Annotated in this window: 12 protein-coding genes; 9 read left to right on the top strand and 3 right to left on the bottom strand. The window is 40.6% G+C overall.

Going from position 1 to position 14,811, the window contains the following annotated elements; translation table 11 throughout:
- Nucleotides 1-1,068: 1,068 nt before the first annotated feature.
- On the bottom strand, nt 1,069-1,893 hold the full coding sequence (locus tag AM500_RS14745; RefSeq protein ID WP_053599900.1) for a hypothetical protein: 825 nt from the start codon (nt 1,891-1,893) through the stop codon (nt 1,069-1,071).
- A 283-nt stretch (nt 1,894-2,176) separates the two neighbouring features.
- Here AM500_RS14745 and AM500_RS14740 point away from each other — a divergent pair, with 283 nt between their 5' ends.
- The 3 genes from AM500_RS14740 (at nt 2,177) to AM500_RS14730 (ending at nt 5,086) form a co-directional block, all read left to right on the top strand.
- Complete coding sequence (locus AM500_RS14740) at nt 2,177-3,007, top strand: alpha/beta hydrolase (RefSeq protein WP_053599899.1); 831 nt, start codon at nt 2,177-2,179, stop codon at nt 3,005-3,007.
- A 148-nt stretch (nt 3,008-3,155) separates the two neighbouring features.
- Nucleotides 3,156-4,325: an ATP-grasp domain-containing protein gene (locus AM500_RS14735; RefSeq protein WP_053599898.1), complete on the top strand. Its 1,170-nt coding sequence runs from the start codon at nt 3,156-3,158 to the stop codon at nt 4,323-4,325.
- A 17-nt stretch (nt 4,326-4,342) separates the two neighbouring features.
- Nucleotides 4,343-5,086: an esterase family protein gene (locus AM500_RS14730; protein ID WP_053599897.1), complete on the top strand. Its 744-nt coding sequence runs from the start codon at nt 4,343-4,345 to the stop codon at nt 5,084-5,086.
- Nucleotides 5,087-5,201: 115 nt separating this feature from the next.
- Here AM500_RS14730 and AM500_RS14725 read toward each other — a convergent pair whose 3' ends face one another.
- Nucleotides 5,202-5,477 (bottom strand): hypothetical protein, encoded by a 276-nt coding sequence (locus tag AM500_RS14725; RefSeq protein WP_053599896.1) that lies wholly within the window; start codon nt 5,475-5,477, stop codon nt 5,202-5,204.
- Between the two features lie 201 nt (nt 5,478-5,678).
- Between AM500_RS14725 and AM500_RS14720 the strand changes: the two genes are divergently transcribed.
- The 4 genes from AM500_RS14720 to AM500_RS14705 all read left to right on the top strand — a co-directional run bounded on the left by AM500_RS14720 (nt 5,679) and on the right by AM500_RS14705 (nt 10,769).
- A complete protein-coding gene (locus AM500_RS14720) occupies nt 5,679-6,095 on the top strand; it encodes a hypothetical protein (RefSeq protein WP_053599895.1) in 417 nt (138 codons plus the stop codon).
- 19 nt (nt 6,096-6,114) lie between these two features.
- Nucleotides 6,115-6,447, top strand: a complete 333-nt coding sequence (locus AM500_RS14715; RefSeq protein ID WP_053599894.1) for a hypothetical protein — start codon at nt 6,115-6,117, stop codon at nt 6,445-6,447.
- A 536-nt stretch (nt 6,448-6,983) separates the two neighbouring features.
- Nucleotides 6,984-8,246, top strand: a complete 1,263-nt coding sequence (gene ftsZ, locus AM500_RS14710) for a cell division protein FtsZ (protein ID WP_053599893.1) — start codon at nt 6,984-6,986, stop codon at nt 8,244-8,246.
- Nucleotides 8,247-8,720: 474 nt separating this feature from the next.
- On the top strand, nt 8,721-10,769 hold the full coding sequence (locus tag AM500_RS14705) for a glycoside hydrolase family 3 protein (RefSeq protein WP_053599892.1): 2,049 nt from the start codon (nt 8,721-8,723) through the stop codon (nt 10,767-10,769).
- A gap of 129 nt (nt 10,770-10,898) precedes the next feature.
- Here AM500_RS14705 and AM500_RS14700 read toward each other — a convergent pair whose 3' ends face one another.
- Nucleotides 10,899-11,735: a polysaccharide deacetylase family protein gene (locus AM500_RS14700; protein WP_053599891.1), complete on the bottom strand. Its 837-nt coding sequence runs from the start codon at nt 11,733-11,735 to the stop codon at nt 10,899-10,901.
- A gap of 150 nt (nt 11,736-11,885) precedes the next feature.
- Between AM500_RS14700 and AM500_RS14695 the strand changes: the two genes are divergently transcribed.
- On the top strand, nt 11,886-13,085 hold the full coding sequence (locus AM500_RS14695) for a putative glycoside hydrolase (RefSeq protein WP_053599890.1): 1,200 nt from the start codon (nt 11,886-11,888) through the stop codon (nt 13,083-13,085).
- Nucleotides 13,086-13,471: 386 nt separating this feature from the next.
- On the top strand, nt 13,472-14,443 hold the full coding sequence (locus AM500_RS14690; protein ID WP_053599889.1) for a bile acid:sodium symporter family protein: 972 nt from the start codon (nt 13,472-13,474) through the stop codon (nt 14,441-14,443).
- Nucleotides 14,444-14,811: the final 368 nt, after the last annotated feature.

Raw genomic sequence — 14,811 nt, 5'->3', positions numbered from 1 at the left:
GGTATCAAATCATGGCATGTATGCAGGATGACATTATAAGTAAAAAAAGAAACTGCCATTTCTAAGGCAGTTACGAAGTTTTATCAACCGTGAGATAGAATTTAGTGTTTATGCTTTTTCTTGTGTTTAACCTTTTTACATTTGCAAATTAGTTTGGTTTTCTTACATTTTTTCTTAACTTTTTTGCACCAGCAAACTAATTTGATTTTTTTCTTTTTCTTTTTCTTTTTATTGCATCCACACATAGTTTATCCCTCCCTTTGTCACTAGGTTGAAATATCTTATGTAGGGAGGACGAGGTATGTTTGTACAAATATCTCTAAATTAAAAAATAGTATTTTTGTCAGAACAAAATAAGCATAGTGTTGCAGTACTAATACCGCAGAAGGTCTTGAAGGGGACATCGGAGCAAATGACCATAAACAAAATAAATTAAAAAGCCCTTCTCAGAAGGAGAAGAGCCTTAATCTTTTTAATACGCAGAATAAGAAACGTTATAAAGTGTAGTATGCATGTTTGTATAATAACTATTAATATCATTTTTTAAAACAAACCGATAAGGTGTGATCTGGTACAAATAAGAGTTATTATATTCCCTTGTAAAAGTAACTGTTTTCGTTCCATGGGTTTTGAAACCAGCATGACCAACAGTGGTCCAAACACCATTTATAGGCAGTTGTAGATAAACTATAGAAACTGTCCGTAAAAAGGAAACTGTACATTCATTTATAATATAGGTGCATTTGGTGCCATGTTTGGTGCCCAGATTTTTAAAATTAGAAATTACAGGGAATCATTAGATAGAAAAAACCCTTGATTTATCAGTACTTCTGAGTACATGAAGGTACCAGAAAAACAGATGCCAGCAAACTTTAAAACCGTCATGACGCCTGCGTGCCAGGTCAGGTGGGTTCGATTCCCACAAGTCAAGCCAATACACATTTGAAGCGCAATTCCAATAACTTGGACATTTTATCTTTTAGCCGAGCTATTTTCATTTCACTAATAAAAATGGCCACCCTGACTATATGGGTGGCCTTATTTGCGTACTGTGGTATTCTTGCCAAACTAAGCTGACTGCCGCTGGTTCCTTCCTATCCTGCTTTCCTTTTTAGTGGATTTGTCATTCCTTTTGGTTTTGGAAACTCTGAAAAACATTACCAGTCCTGCACTGCCTATCAGCACCCACTCAATTGCAAATTGATTGCTGCTGACATAGATTCCGGCTGTGGCGATGATTAATAACAGGATGCTTTTCAGGTAATAATTGGACCTGGAATTGACCACCATCAGAACGGATAGGATTACAAGCACCGAAGGGATCAGGTTGCTTCTCTCTAATAAAGTTTGATTGGTATAATTGCCATAAAAGTAATGCAGAAACGATGCTAACACTGCAAACAATGAAAGAAAATACTTAATCCGGGACTGTTTAGCAAACAGAATCCAGACTGCTGCAAAGTTGATACCAACTGATATCGCCAGCTTAATCACCAAATCATTGAATGTAAAGATGCCTATCGGGTCCTCCATCAGACCCATAACGTATCTAACGTTGATGAGTACCGCTAGGACGGCTCCGATTTTTAATGCAAGATTGACGTTCACTCTGGGCAGTTTCACTTTTACTTTCTTAAGGGAAGGTCTAAATTTGGAGATGCGCTTGGAGTCCGTCCTGCTTGGCGGAGTGACCCCCACTTTGGCCTCTGAACCAGCCGATTTGTTTCGCTTCTCCATCCTTAAGCGGCTAGCTCTGCTTTCCCTTGTTTCCCGTATATTAAGTCCGCTCTGGTCCGTCTCCCATTCTGCCTGGGGTTCCTCAGTCCGTACTTGTTCTCTATATTTTTGGCCATCGACTTTTTCTGGATGCTCATTTTCTGAATAAAAGTTCAATGCCTATCACCTCTGATGTTTTTTGTTGAACACTACCATGAGATTATACAACTCCTAGCGTAGAGTTTCCACCTACAAAAGCCTTATTAACTCAGTATGGGGTATAATGGAAGTCCTTGTTTTTTTAAATTGAATGAAATTCTTGCCTGTTTTCACTACAGCCTTTTTGTTCTAAGGGGAGATTAGTAGCACTGGAAATGTTGAAATAAACAAAAATAATAGGGGTTTAATGAGAAATAGATTAGTATATTTAATGTAATATCAGGGAGTGAGGAGTGGTAAATTGAACGAATCCTATTTTTATTTAAAACTAGAAACACATGAATTATATATGCCTTATAAAAATGAAGAACGTCGCGTGCGGGTTTTATTGCCGAAAAACTATGATAAAGATGAGTCTGAAAGTTATCCGGTCGTCTATATGCATGATGGACAAAACGTTTTCTACAGTAGTGAATCTTATAGCGGGTTTTCATGGAAAGTGATCCCGGCAATTAAACAAAATCCCGATTTGCCGAGAATGATTGTTGTTGGGATTGATCATGGTGATCAAGAGCGAATTAATGAATATACGCCTTGGAAAATTACTGAAAGCCCACTTCCTGAAGATTTCGAGCTAGGCGGAAGAGGCGCGGACTTTGCTGAGTTTGTCATGACAGTCGTGAAACCGTTTATAGATGGGCATTACCGAACAAAATCAGATAAATATCATACAGCGATGATTGGCAGTTCACTTGGAGGAAATATTTCGGCTTTTATGGGTATTGAATATAAAGATCAAATTGGTGGATTAGGTATTTTTTCTTTAGCCAATTGGATTACTAATAAAGCCTTTGACAGCTATATTGCTGGGCGTGTGTTGGATCCTGAACAACGCGTGTACATTCAAGTTGGGACCCAGGAAGGCGATGATGCAGACCGGCAATTGATGTATGGCAATATGAAGCAGGCTTATATCGATTGCTCGCTTAAGTATTATAAACAACTACTAAAAGGCTCTGTTCCAATTGATAGCATTCGTTTAAATATTTTTGCGGATGAGGAACATAATGAAAAAGCTTGGGCAAAACACTTACCAGAATGTTTGCGTTTCTTAAGTGAGAAGTGGTCTTGAATCAACTAAATAATTATATTTAATTGAAAGTGGGAGGAAACTCTCACTCTTTTTTTGAATATTTTTGAATTTAATTGATTTAAAATTCAAATGATTGTATCATTTGTAAAAACTATGATTCTTTGATTCTAAGAAAGGAGCCTTTTTTATGAATTATATTTTGATATCGCCATATTATCCAGCTAATTTCCAGCCATTCGCTCATCGTTTAAAAAAAGCAGGTGTCAATGTTTTAGGAATTGGCGAAGAGCCATATAACCAATTAGGTTCCGAATTACAAAACTCTTTAACTGAATATTATCGTGTAAATAATTTAGAAGATGTAGACGAAGTGAAACGTGCTGTTGCATTTTTATTTTATAAACATGGTCCAATTGACCGGATTGAATCCAATAATGAGCACTGGCTGGAACTTGATGCGCAGCTTCGGGAGCAATTTAACGTGTACGGCAATAAAACAGATGACGTGAAAAAAGTTAAGTATAAATCTGAAATGAAGAAGTTGTTTAAAAAAGCAGAAGTGCCTGTCGTAGAAGGAAGAATCGTAAAAACGAAAGAGGGATTATTCAAAGCCATTGATGAATTAGGACTGCCGGTTATTGCTAAACCTGATAACGGAGTAGGGTCGGCTGCCACCTTTAAATTGAATTCAGAAGAGGCTGTACATTATTTTGCAGAAGAATGGGGAGAAGCACAAGTGTACTTCTTGGAACCATTTGTCGAAGGAGGCGTGCTTTGTACATTTGATGGTTTAGTGGACCAGAAAGGGAACATTGTTTTCCAAACAAGCTTTACATATAATGTACCAACTCTGGAGCTGGTTAATGGTCAACTTGATATGGCTTATGTGATTCAAAAAGAAATTGATCCAAGGCTTGAAACGTATGGTAAGGCAATCGTGAAAGCATTTGGCATGAAAGAACGCTTTTTCCATATTGAGTTTTTTCAATTGGAAGATGGGGATTATGTTGCACTTGAATACAATAATCGCTTGGCTGGCGGCTACACGGTGGATATGTACAATTTCGCGTACTCCATTGATTTATTTGCTCAGTATGCTTCTTTAGTGACAGGCGGTGAATTTAAGAAATCCGATGCTGAAAACCAGTTCTGTGTAGGTGTAACACAGCGTGATGCGTATGAGTATAAACATGGTACGAATGCTATTTATGAACGATTTGGCGATCGTGTGAAGTTTGCACAGCGCATACCAGAAGCGTTTGCGAAGCTCCAAGGAAATCAATTTTATGCGATTATTGCAGATTCGCAGGAAGAAGTCGATGAGATTATCCGTTTTGTACATGAACGAAATAATTAGGGATAGGAGATTCACCTATGCATATAGAACATTTAAGACATTGGAGTGGCGAATTAGGGCGTGAAATGCTGTTGAACAGATATGGACACAGTGGCATGCCAATCGTCGTTTTTCCTTCATCTGGAGGGACGCACACTGAATATCATGATTTTGGAATGATTGATGTGTGTCATGACTTTATTGAATCCGGAAAAGTTCAGTTTTTTACATTGTCTAGTATCGATAGCGAAAGTTGGCTGCACGACTCAAAACCAGCGCATGACCGTGCATTAGCTCATGAAGCATATGACCGTTATGTGATAACAGAAGCTATTCCATTTATTAAACATAAAACAGGTTGGTTTGATCCAATGATGACAACGGGGTGTAGCATGGGGGCTTATCATGCCTTGAACTTTTTCTTGAGGCATCCGGATGTTTTCCAAACAACCATTGCACTTAGCGGTATTTACGATGCACGGTACTTTTTTGGGGATTACGGAAATGATCCGCTTGTATACCAAAATTCACCGAGTGATTATATATGGAATCAAAATGACGGCTGGTTTATTGATCGATATCGGTCAGCAAAGATCATTATTTGTACCGGGCTGGGTGATTGGGAACAGGATGGGCTGCCTTCATACTTTACATTAAAAGAAGCCTTTAAAGAAAAACAAATTCCAGCATCGTTTGTTGAGTGGGGCGAAGATGTTTCGCATGATTGGATTTGGTGGAGACGCCAAATGCCGTATTATTTAGAGAAGTTACTTACTTTCTAGCCAAAAATTCAAACTCTCAAAACGGAACGCCTTACTAATCCAGAGGGGATTATATTATCACCTTACAAAATATGTAAAAGCCTGCCAGTTTTCTGGCAGGCTTAATATATTGGTATTAAATGTCGATATCCTGATCTTGATCCTGTTCTTGATCCTGGTCAGCATTTGCACGTGAGCGGACGCGCGCTTTTGAGTCAGAATCCACCCTAATGTCCAAATCAATTTTAGCATTTCCGCTATCCTCAATTTTTGCGACATTAGTGTTGTAATCGCGATTCTTAACCTGATTATCGTTGTCCACATCAGTTCTGTTGTCTAAACGATTATCAAATTCCACATCAACATCCACATCAGTTCTAGTGTCAGAACCATTGTTGTTCCTTCTTGCCATATTATTCCCTCCTTAGGTTTTCTAATCACAGTGTATTCATTATATTTTAAAAGTGATAGACATTTGTCCTAGTACAAAAATCCAATTTGCAATAACTTGAATATAATAAAAAAAATCTCCCGATATGATACAGCTGTCCATACTTTTTCCTGAGGAACGAATACATTGATTAGTAATAAGGGCGAAAGGAGGGATTTTTATATGGGAGAAGTTTGGTATCCGTCAATGGGAAGAAGATACAGCGAAAAAGGAGGCATATCAATGGAAGGTTGGTTTCCAGGTCTAGACCGAAGGAAAGGATTCAATGAGTCGAATGATAACTATGCAGAAGGGAATAGGGGCAATTTTTCAGGGAATCGAGGCAACACAGATTCCAGAACAGATATCGATATTGATGTAGAAGTGGATAATGAATTTGAAAATGACATTGAAATCGATAATGACAACGAAATAAAAAACATAGATCGAAATAAGAATATCGCCAAAATAAGAAAAAGCGGGAATGCAAAAATTTGTTTGGATATAAATGTTGATTCTGATTCCGAAGCGAGGGTCCGTGCGCGTGCGGAGGTCGATCAAGACCAAGAACAGGATCAAAGCCAATCATTTGATGATTAAAAATTGGTGGGGATAGAGTATGTCAGAGAATAGAGATAGACAGAATCAAGAAATTTCCGAAGAGCTTGTTCAAAAAATCATTTCTAAATCAAATGATAAAAATGAAAACCATGCAAATGTCGGACATAGTGGAAATTCCAAAGTTGATGTAAATGTTAATGTCCAAATAGATACAAAAGCCCTAGCTTATGCCCTGCTTTGTTCTTCATTAGCGAAGAAGGAAATTAGCAACGATGATTTTGACCATGCGATTAGTAAGCTGGAGGAACTATTAAATAAACAACCTAAAAAGGAGTCAGAACCGGAAAAACAAAGACCCTTTGCAAGGCGGCAAATGTTTAGAAATTTTTAATCAAATCTCCCCTGTTATCCAACAGGGGAATTACCTTTTATACTAGTTTTATAGTACCAATCCAAATTAATAAATATATCCTTCAGCCTAAACAGCTAACCACTCTTCAACAATAAAGGAGACATTCAAATAGAAGTTCAAGATGTTCAGACTTCTCATACATACCATCCCTGAATTAATGTTTTGTATCTTTAAATAGACCTGCTTCTCTTGCAATCACCTAATTAGTTTGCTGCCCACAAGGCGGTTTTTTGCGTTTTGTAGAACGTGTCATAAGAACTACGCTGCAGACGTTAAGGGGAATTCCGGCTTTTATTGTTTTAGTATTTTTCTGTTAAATATATATTTAAGAAGTAACGAAATGGTACTAGTAGCCCAACTCTGCCTTACCCCCACAAAGATGACACTTTATTACTGTAAAATTACATTTCCTTAACAAATCGCAGGAAAAGACAAAATTTCCAGGCCGGTGGCGAATTATATATGTATAGAGATAAATAGGGGGAAATATTTGAAGCTAAGTAGGGGGACTATATATGCTAGAATTTGAAACCAATATCGATCAATTTGCCACTATAAAAGTAATTGGGGTTGGCGGCGGCGGAAATAATGCCGTGAACCGAATGATTGAGGACGGTGTGCAGGGAGTGGAGTTTATAGCTGTGAATACAGATGCGCAGGCTCTCAACATGTCAAAAGCGGAGGTCACAATGCAAATCGGCAGTTCCCTGACCAGGGGCTTGGGGGCGGGGGCAAATCCCGAGATCGGCAGAAAGGCTGTCGAGGAAAGCAAGCAGCAGATCAGGGAGGCACTACAAGGTGCCGACATGGTGTTCGTAACTGCAGGAATGGGCGGCGGAACCGGTACCGGAGCTGCGCCGGAGATTGCCAACATCGCGCGCGAACTTGGCGCACTAACAATTGGAGTGGTGACTCGTCCGTTCACTTTTGAAGGCCGTAAGCGGGCACAAAATGCAGCAGCCGGAATTGAAAGGATGAAGGAAGCTGTTAATACCTTAATCATCATTCCAAACGAGCGATTGCTGCAAATCGTCGACAAGAAAACGCCGATGATTGAAGCGTTCCGTGAGGCGGACAATGTCCTCAGACAGGGTGTCCAAGGCATTTCCGACTTGATCGCCGTCCCAGGGTTGATTAACTTGGACTTTGCTGACGTGAAGACAATCATGTCCAACAAAGGAACTGCGCTAATGGGCATCGGCATGGCTTCAGGCGAAAACCGTGCTGCTCAAGCTGCCAAGAGGGCCATCTCTTCTCCGCTTCTTGAAACAAGCATCAATGGCGCGAAAGGAGTGCTGATGAACATCACAGGCGGCATGAACCTCAGTTTGTTTGAAGTCCAGGAAGCGGCCGATATTGTGGCAGCTGCAACAGATGAACAGCTTAACATGATTTTTGGATCGGTCATCAATGAAAACCTGGAAAAAGAAATCATGGTCACCGTGATTGCGACCGGATTCGATCATGATGAAAAGGAAGCTCCGCCGTCGAATACATCGCGCCGTTCTGGAGACATGAATGCCAATTCGCGTGGGCAATACCAGGCTCAATCGAGACAGCGAGAGCCCATTGCCTATGCAGAATCGGGGAATTACAACGAAGCCCAAAACTACAGCCAGTCCGGCAGCTTTGGCCAATCGGGAAACTACAGCCAATCCGGCAATCACCGCCACACGCCTGACTACGAAGAGCCTGCGGATTACGAACGGGATACCCAGGAGCAAGACGATTCGCTTGATATACCATCGTTCTTCCGGAACCGAAGAAAAAGGCGGTAACCTAACGAAGAAAAGGCCAAATCATTTCCGATTTGGCCTTTTTAAATGGATGAAAACCAACGTTAATTCTGCTATTTTAACGGCTGAACTTAATTAAAGGAAGGCCGAAGCATGGAGCCATTAAGAAAAGAAGGCCATGTGCCGGCCTGCAACGATGAGGACAAAATGGGTGACGTCATCATGTGGAGCTGACTTGAACCTGCACGTTGTACAGTATCCTGTAAGACGCGGTGAATTATATAATCAGGTCGTTGTTGTCTTCAAAAGTATGATTTAGAAAAAAGTTTGCAGCAAATTTTAAGAAATTTTGGTTGAAGCAAGGATATTTTCCTTGCTTCTTTTTAATGCGCTTTATCCAGGGATATAGGTAGTACAGCAAACTCACATTTTTTCATTTTTTGGGGGATGAATTATCTGCTAAAAAGAGACAGTAAAAATAGTGGGATACTATTTATCAATAAGGAAGTGTTTTTAGTGGATTTAATTCTGAAGAAAATAATTTCTTCCTCTTTAGTTGTTTTTTTAACGTTTTCTTTTTTTGTTCTCCAGGTGAGTGGTGAAAAAAGACAACAAACGGCGCCGCCTGTAATTGATGCTAGAGTTAAACAGAAATTAACGGTTGATGGAAAAACCTTTAAGGATTTAAACGGGAATGGACAGCTAGACCCTTATGAAAACTGGCAGCTTTCCGATGAGGAACGGGTGCGGGACTTGATTTCTAAAATGACTTTGGAGGAGAAATCGGGATTGCTGCTTATACCAGAATTTCCCAAGTTCCAGGAAGGGAAGCTGGTCCTCCCAAATAAAATGCTCGATCAGAGCACCCGTTATTTTATATTTCGGGAATTCCCTAGTGCAGATGTGATTGCAAATTATAATAACCAGCTTCAGGAAGCAGCTGAGAGGACAAGGTTAGGGATTCCGGCTGTAATTATTTCCAATCCGAGAAATCATGCTTCGACTGCTCCAGATTTACAGGCTCCAGGACAGTTTTCTTACTGGCCAGATCCCTTGGGTCTAGCAGCTACATGCGATTTGAATCTTATTTCGGAATTTGCACGAATTTCAGGAAGAGAGTTCAGGGCCTCAGGTATCCGTAAGCTATATGGGTATTCGGCTGATGTATCGACCGATCCAGAATGGCCAAGGATTGATGAAACTTTTGGTGAAGATCCAAGGATTATTTCAGATATCATATTTAGAATTGTTAAAGGGTATCAGGGTGATATCCTAAATGAAAACAGTGTATCCACCACTGTTAGGCATTTCCCAGGCGGAGGAGCGCGTGAAGAGGGGAAGGATCCTCATTTTGAAGAAGGCCGATATAATATTTATCCGACAGAAGGCAGTCTGGTGAGGTACCATATTCCACCTTTCCGGGCAGCGATTGAGGCCGATGCGACGTCAATCATGCCTTATTACGCGTATCCAAGTAATGAAAGTGCGGACCAGGGCTTGCCACGGTTTAGTGCGGAACAGCAGTTTGATGAAGTTGGCTTTGCAATGAACAGAGGCTTTATTACCGACTACCTCCGCGGCCAGCTTGGTTTCCTTGGCTATGTAAACTCCGATACGAGTGCCGTTATCGACAAAGCGTGGGGGGCTCTAGATTTGCCAGTTGAACAAAGGTTTGCGAAAGCATTGAACTCAGGCACGAATATTTTCTCTGGTGTTGCAAATCCAACTCCAATCATTTCCGCAGTTAACCAAGGATTGGTAAGTATGGATAGAGTAAACCGGTCTGCAACCTATTTGTTGACTGAGATGATGAAGCTGGGCCTTTTTGAAAATCCTTATGTAGACACAAATAATGCTCTTGAAGTGGCGAATGATCCTGCTTCACAAGAACGTGCTGATTTGGCGCATCGCAAGTCCGTAGTCTTATTGAGGAATGACAATAATTTATTGCCATTAACGGATGAAAAAATCCAGGGAGTTAGGCTTTTTGTGGAGATGTTCCCAGCAGGAACGAATGGAGCAGCAACACAAAGGCTTAGAGAAGCAATTCGTAAACACGATAATAATATTACGTTAACAGACAACCTGGAGAATGCAACGCATGCTCTTATCTGGATTATGCCAAAGCAAGACTTATTAAAACGATTCCCTCAGTTGTTAATCGGGCCTGAAACTGAAGTCAGCCAAATTGACAGAATCAATCAAATACAAAAGAGGGTTCCAACGATCACGGCTATCAACTTGAGAAGCCCATGGCTGCTCAATAATGTTGAGCCGAATGCTGTATCTTTTATTGCTACTTTTGGAACGAAGCCAGAGGCATTAATTGATGTTATCCGCGGCAGATTTAATCCTGTTGGGAAACTTCCTTTTACGATGCCGGCCAACCAACAGGCAATCGACAATGAAGTAGGAGATATCCCAGGATTCAGGGAAGATCCGTCCTATGTTTATCGTGCGAAGAGCGGGGATGAGTATATTTATAATTTCGGTCTCTCCTATAATACGGCAAGAAATGAGCGGAATAGCTTCTTCGAAAAATTGAAGGATTTTTTTAGTCAATAAATCAACAAATTTAGTAAAAAAATAAAACAAAATTAGCAGCCCCATTTCGTAAAATGTGCGAATGCATAAAAAGTAGGGTTAAAAAACTCAACAGGCCCATCCAGGCCTGTTGAATTTTTAACTCTTTTTTTAATTTGCTCTTTTAGGGGCCTCAATCAAATCGGGATCGGCAATGGAATATCCTTTGGATTGCAGCCCTTTGACGATATCCTCAAGTGCGTCTTTCGTCCACTCGCGATCATGCATTAAAAGGTTTGCCCCGTTGGTGAGGTACGGGCTGCCGACCATGATTTCAGACAAAGAATCGGGGTTCTGGTATTTCTTCTCCCAGTCATAGCCATACGTCCAGTTCATCAGCATCATGCCTTCCTGTGCGGCAATCTCTTTGGAATAATCCGTATTCATGCCGAAAGGTGCTCTAAAAAAGGCAGGCGAAACACCGGTGATTTCTTTTACCCGTTTATTCAAGCTGACGATTTCCTGCTTCTGTTCCTCTTCTGATATTTGCGTCAAGTTTGGATGCGAATATGTATGGTTGCCAATGGCAAAGCCCATATCATGGATCTTTTTCAATCTTTCCTCTTCTTCGGGAGTGTCAAGAAAATGCCCATTCACGAAAAAAATCGCTTTTACGCCAAGCCTGTTGAGAATCTCGGCCATTTCAAGCGAATGCTTGTCAGGTGCATCATCGATTGTGATTAGGACATTTTTTTCCTTTGACCCATCCAGCCGTTCGATTACCCAATTGGCTTCATTCAGTTTATAGACTGGCTGGGTTTCTTCGACAGCTTCCTCCGTGTTTTCCTTAGCAGCCTCTTCTATTTCCTGAGGTTTTTCTACATTTTCCGTTTCCGTCGTTTCCTCTGAGGGTATAGGTTCTGTGTCTTGGGATTCATTGCTTTGCTTGGCTCCACCGCATGCGGCAAGCATGATAGCAGCAAATAAAATGGGAATAAATGATTTCATGCTGATTCCTCCATAATGCTTATTCTAATATCTTCATACCCAATGGGAAAGGGGGGAACACACATTTCTGCATTTTTCGATGAGATTCGAACAAATCTTCGAGTTTCATCTTTATAATAGAATAAAAGACCTACCAGAGGAGAAATAGACATGAACTACAAAACTCTTATCATCTTATTGGTTTCTTTCCTGCTAATAGGATGCAGCAATCAGGGGAAAAGTGTTGGCCAGCCACCACCGACCGCGTCAAGCTTGCCCGAAAAACCAGAAAGTGGATTGGCTGAAAAGCCCATGCCTGAACGTTTTAAGTCCCCATTTTCTTTTGAATATCCTGAAGATGGTGTAAAAGGAATATATGTGACCGGACCAACTGTGAGCGTTTCAAGGTTCGATGAGCTTCTGAAGCTCGTTGAAACGACGGAATTGAATAGCATGGTCATCGATATAAAGGATGATTTTGGTTTACTGCAATATCAGCCCGAAAAAGGCTCACCATTTGAAGAGATTGGCGGCCCATACATAAAAGATCCTGAAAAACTATTAAAAACGTTGGAAGAAAAAGAGATTTACCCAATCGCCCGCGTGGTAGTCTTTAAGGATAACCACCTTGCATCACAGAGGCCGGACCTTAGTTTTACCGAAAACGGTAAGGTCTGGAAAAATGGGAGAGGCGAAAGCTTTGTTAATCCGTTTATGAAGGAAGTATGGGAATATAACGTGGAAATTGCCAAAGAAGCAGCCAAAATGGGCTTCAAGGACATCCAGTTCGATTATGTGCGTTTCCCCGAAGGTTTTGAAACAAGGGATAGCTCGCTTAAGTATTCCCAGGGAGATTACAGTAAAGTGAAAAAAGATAATGTCCAAAAAAGAGTCGATGCTGTAACCGATTTTGTCGCATATGCGAAGAAAGAACTGGAGCCTTACAATGTAGATGTCTCGGTTGATATTTTCGGCTATTCGGCCACTCTTCCGGAAGCTCCGGGAATTGGGCAGAACTTTTCCAAGATATCTGCCAATGTGGATGCCATTTCAAGCATGATTTACCCGAGCCACTGGACAAGCTATTTCGGAATTGAAAAGCCTGACCTGCAGCCGTACGAAATCATCAGTGAGTATGCCAAGCATGAAAATAAGGTACTGGGCGCATTGGAAAACCGCCCGGTCTCAAGGCCTTGGATCCAGGATTTCACCGCAAGCTATCTTGGAGCAGGGAACTATAAGAAATACGGAAAAGCCGAAGTGGAAGCCCAAATTCGCGCCTTAAATGAAAATGGAATTGACGAATTCCTACTATGGAATGCAGCTAACCGCTATACAAAAGGGGTAGACTATACTCCTCTTACACCTTAGATATGAGCAAGCAGCTTCGGAACAACATTAAACCATTGTTCCAGTGGAGGTTATCTGGAGAAAAAAGACCGCATAGTTTTTTGCGGTCTTTTCATTTACTCCTCATCCGCCGGCGATGTTGGCGTTTTATCCCTCAAAGTATGAGTTTGTACAACCGAGAGTCATTTATTCTTATAGTAAAAAAAACTAAAATCACTTTTAGCGAAAGTATTATTACAAAAGGTCTCCATGTTCCTCACCTTATTCAGCAAAATTCTCTGAACGAAAAACTTCGACACTTTTGAGTCGACCGATAAAGAAGTTTAGCGGTTGTTATCGAAAATTGTTGTTGATATTTTCTGAAAATAAATTATAATGAAATAATTAATACTAAAAGGTGGTTTAAAATGAACACGTTAGCAAGAATTAGTACTGCAGCTGGAAATACGTTTATTTATTGGGTCTTACTATTCACAGCTTTGGCCATGTTGTTTCCATCCGGTTTTACCTGGATTGGCCCCCATATCTCAATATTGTTGGGAATTATCATGTTCGGGATGGGATTAACGTTATCTTTAGAAGATTTCAAGGCAGTATTTAAGCAGCCTCTCGCTGTATTCGTCGGGGTAGCTGCTCAATACATCATTATGCCAGGTACTGCTTATCTCCTGGCTGTAGGATTAAACCTCCCTCCTGAAGTTGCGGTTGGTGTTATTTTGGTAGGCTGCTGTCCTGGGGGAACCGCATCAAATGTTATGTCGTACCTGGCAAAGGCCAATGTTGCCATGTCCGTTGCTGTTTCTTCAGTAGCCACCTTAGTATCACCAATCCTAACTCCAGCACTTATTTATTTATTAGCGAGCCAGTGGCTTCCTGTATCAGGTAAAGATATGTTTCTCTCAACAGTGCAAATCGTTCTCCTTCCTATTATACTGGGTATCGCCTTCAAATGGATTTTGAAGGATAAAGCAGAAGAAGGAGCGAAAATCTTGCCACTCGTTTCTGTAATTGGGATTGTCGGTGTTATATCAGCAGTGGTAGCGGGGAATAAACAAAATATCTTGGAATCAGGTTTGGCCATCCTCGGTGTTGTTATTTTACATAACTTTATTGGATTGGTTTTAGGGTTCTTTATATCCAAATGGTGTAAATTCCCTTACCCCGATCAAAAGGCAATCTCAATCGAGGTCGGGATGCAGAACTCCGGTCTTGCTGCAGCGCTAGCTACTGCTCATTTTTCTCCAATTACAGCTGTCCCAGGGGCTATTTTCTCCGTCTGGCATAATATTTCCGGACCTATGATTGCCACTTACTGGGCGAAAAAAGCGTTAAAAGAAGAAGAGAGAATAAAACAGGAAAATGTGGAACTTGTATCCTAACCTGCAGGGAAAAATTTTGAAGGAAGACAACTGACACCAAATAGTGTGGAGGTTGTCTTTTTTCTATTTATACTGCTACCTTGGTTACGTTCGAAAAACTCGATGCTGATCTGGATTCAATGGTTTACTGGTTGGTTTATTATGATGGTGATTCTAGAGGGAGCATAAGGCTAAGCGGGACAATATATCCGCTGTAGCGAAGAGAACAGCAGCTTGTTATTTGGTTTGGGTATGAATACATACCGGAAGCTTAGCTTCATTATTTTTTTGATTTGGTAAAAAAGTATAGAAATTGGATGTTAATTACATTTATTTTCGGTTAAAGCATACATATTATTATAAATTTAATGAATTTATAATTTAAGTAA

Source organism: Bacillus sp. FJAT-18017, from assembly GCF_001278805.1.
Taxonomy (GTDB): Bacteria; Bacillota; Bacilli; order Bacillales; family Cytobacillaceae; genus Bacillus_D.
The sequence above is the reverse complement of the archived record's forward strand: the minus strand, read 5'-3'. Positions and strand labels throughout refer to the sequence as shown.

Excerpts from the sequence above, each read along its gene's own strand:
- AM500_RS14715 (WP_053599894.1), top strand. The coding sequence starts at position 6,115 with ATGTCAGAGAATAGAGATAGACAGAATCAAGAAATTTCCGAAGAGCTT.
- AM500_RS14720 (WP_053599895.1), top strand. The coding sequence starts at position 5,679 with ATGGGAGAAGTTTGGTATCCGTCAATGGGAAGAAGATACAGCGAAAAA.
- AM500_RS14735 (WP_053599898.1), top strand. The coding sequence starts at position 3,156 with ATGAATTATATTTTGATATCGCCATATTATCCAGCTAATTTCCAGCCA.
- AM500_RS14700 (WP_053599891.1), bottom strand. The coding sequence starts at position 11,735 with ATGAAATCATTTATTCCCATTTTATTTGCTGCTATCATGCTTGCCGCA.
- AM500_RS14725 (WP_053599896.1), bottom strand. The coding sequence starts at position 5,477 with ATGGCAAGAAGGAACAACAATGGTTCTGACACTAGAACTGATGTGGAT.
- ftsZ (WP_053599893.1), top strand. The coding sequence starts at position 6,984 with ATGCTAGAATTTGAAACCAATATCGATCAATTTGCCACTATAAAAGTA.
- AM500_RS14695 (WP_053599890.1), top strand. The coding sequence starts at position 11,886 with ATGAACTACAAAACTCTTATCATCTTATTGGTTTCTTTCCTGCTAATA.
- AM500_RS14730 (WP_053599897.1), top strand. The coding sequence starts at position 4,343 with ATGCATATAGAACATTTAAGACATTGGAGTGGCGAATTAGGGCGTGAA.
- AM500_RS14690 (WP_053599889.1), top strand. The coding sequence starts at position 13,472 with ATGAACACGTTAGCAAGAATTAGTACTGCAGCTGGAAATACGTTTATT.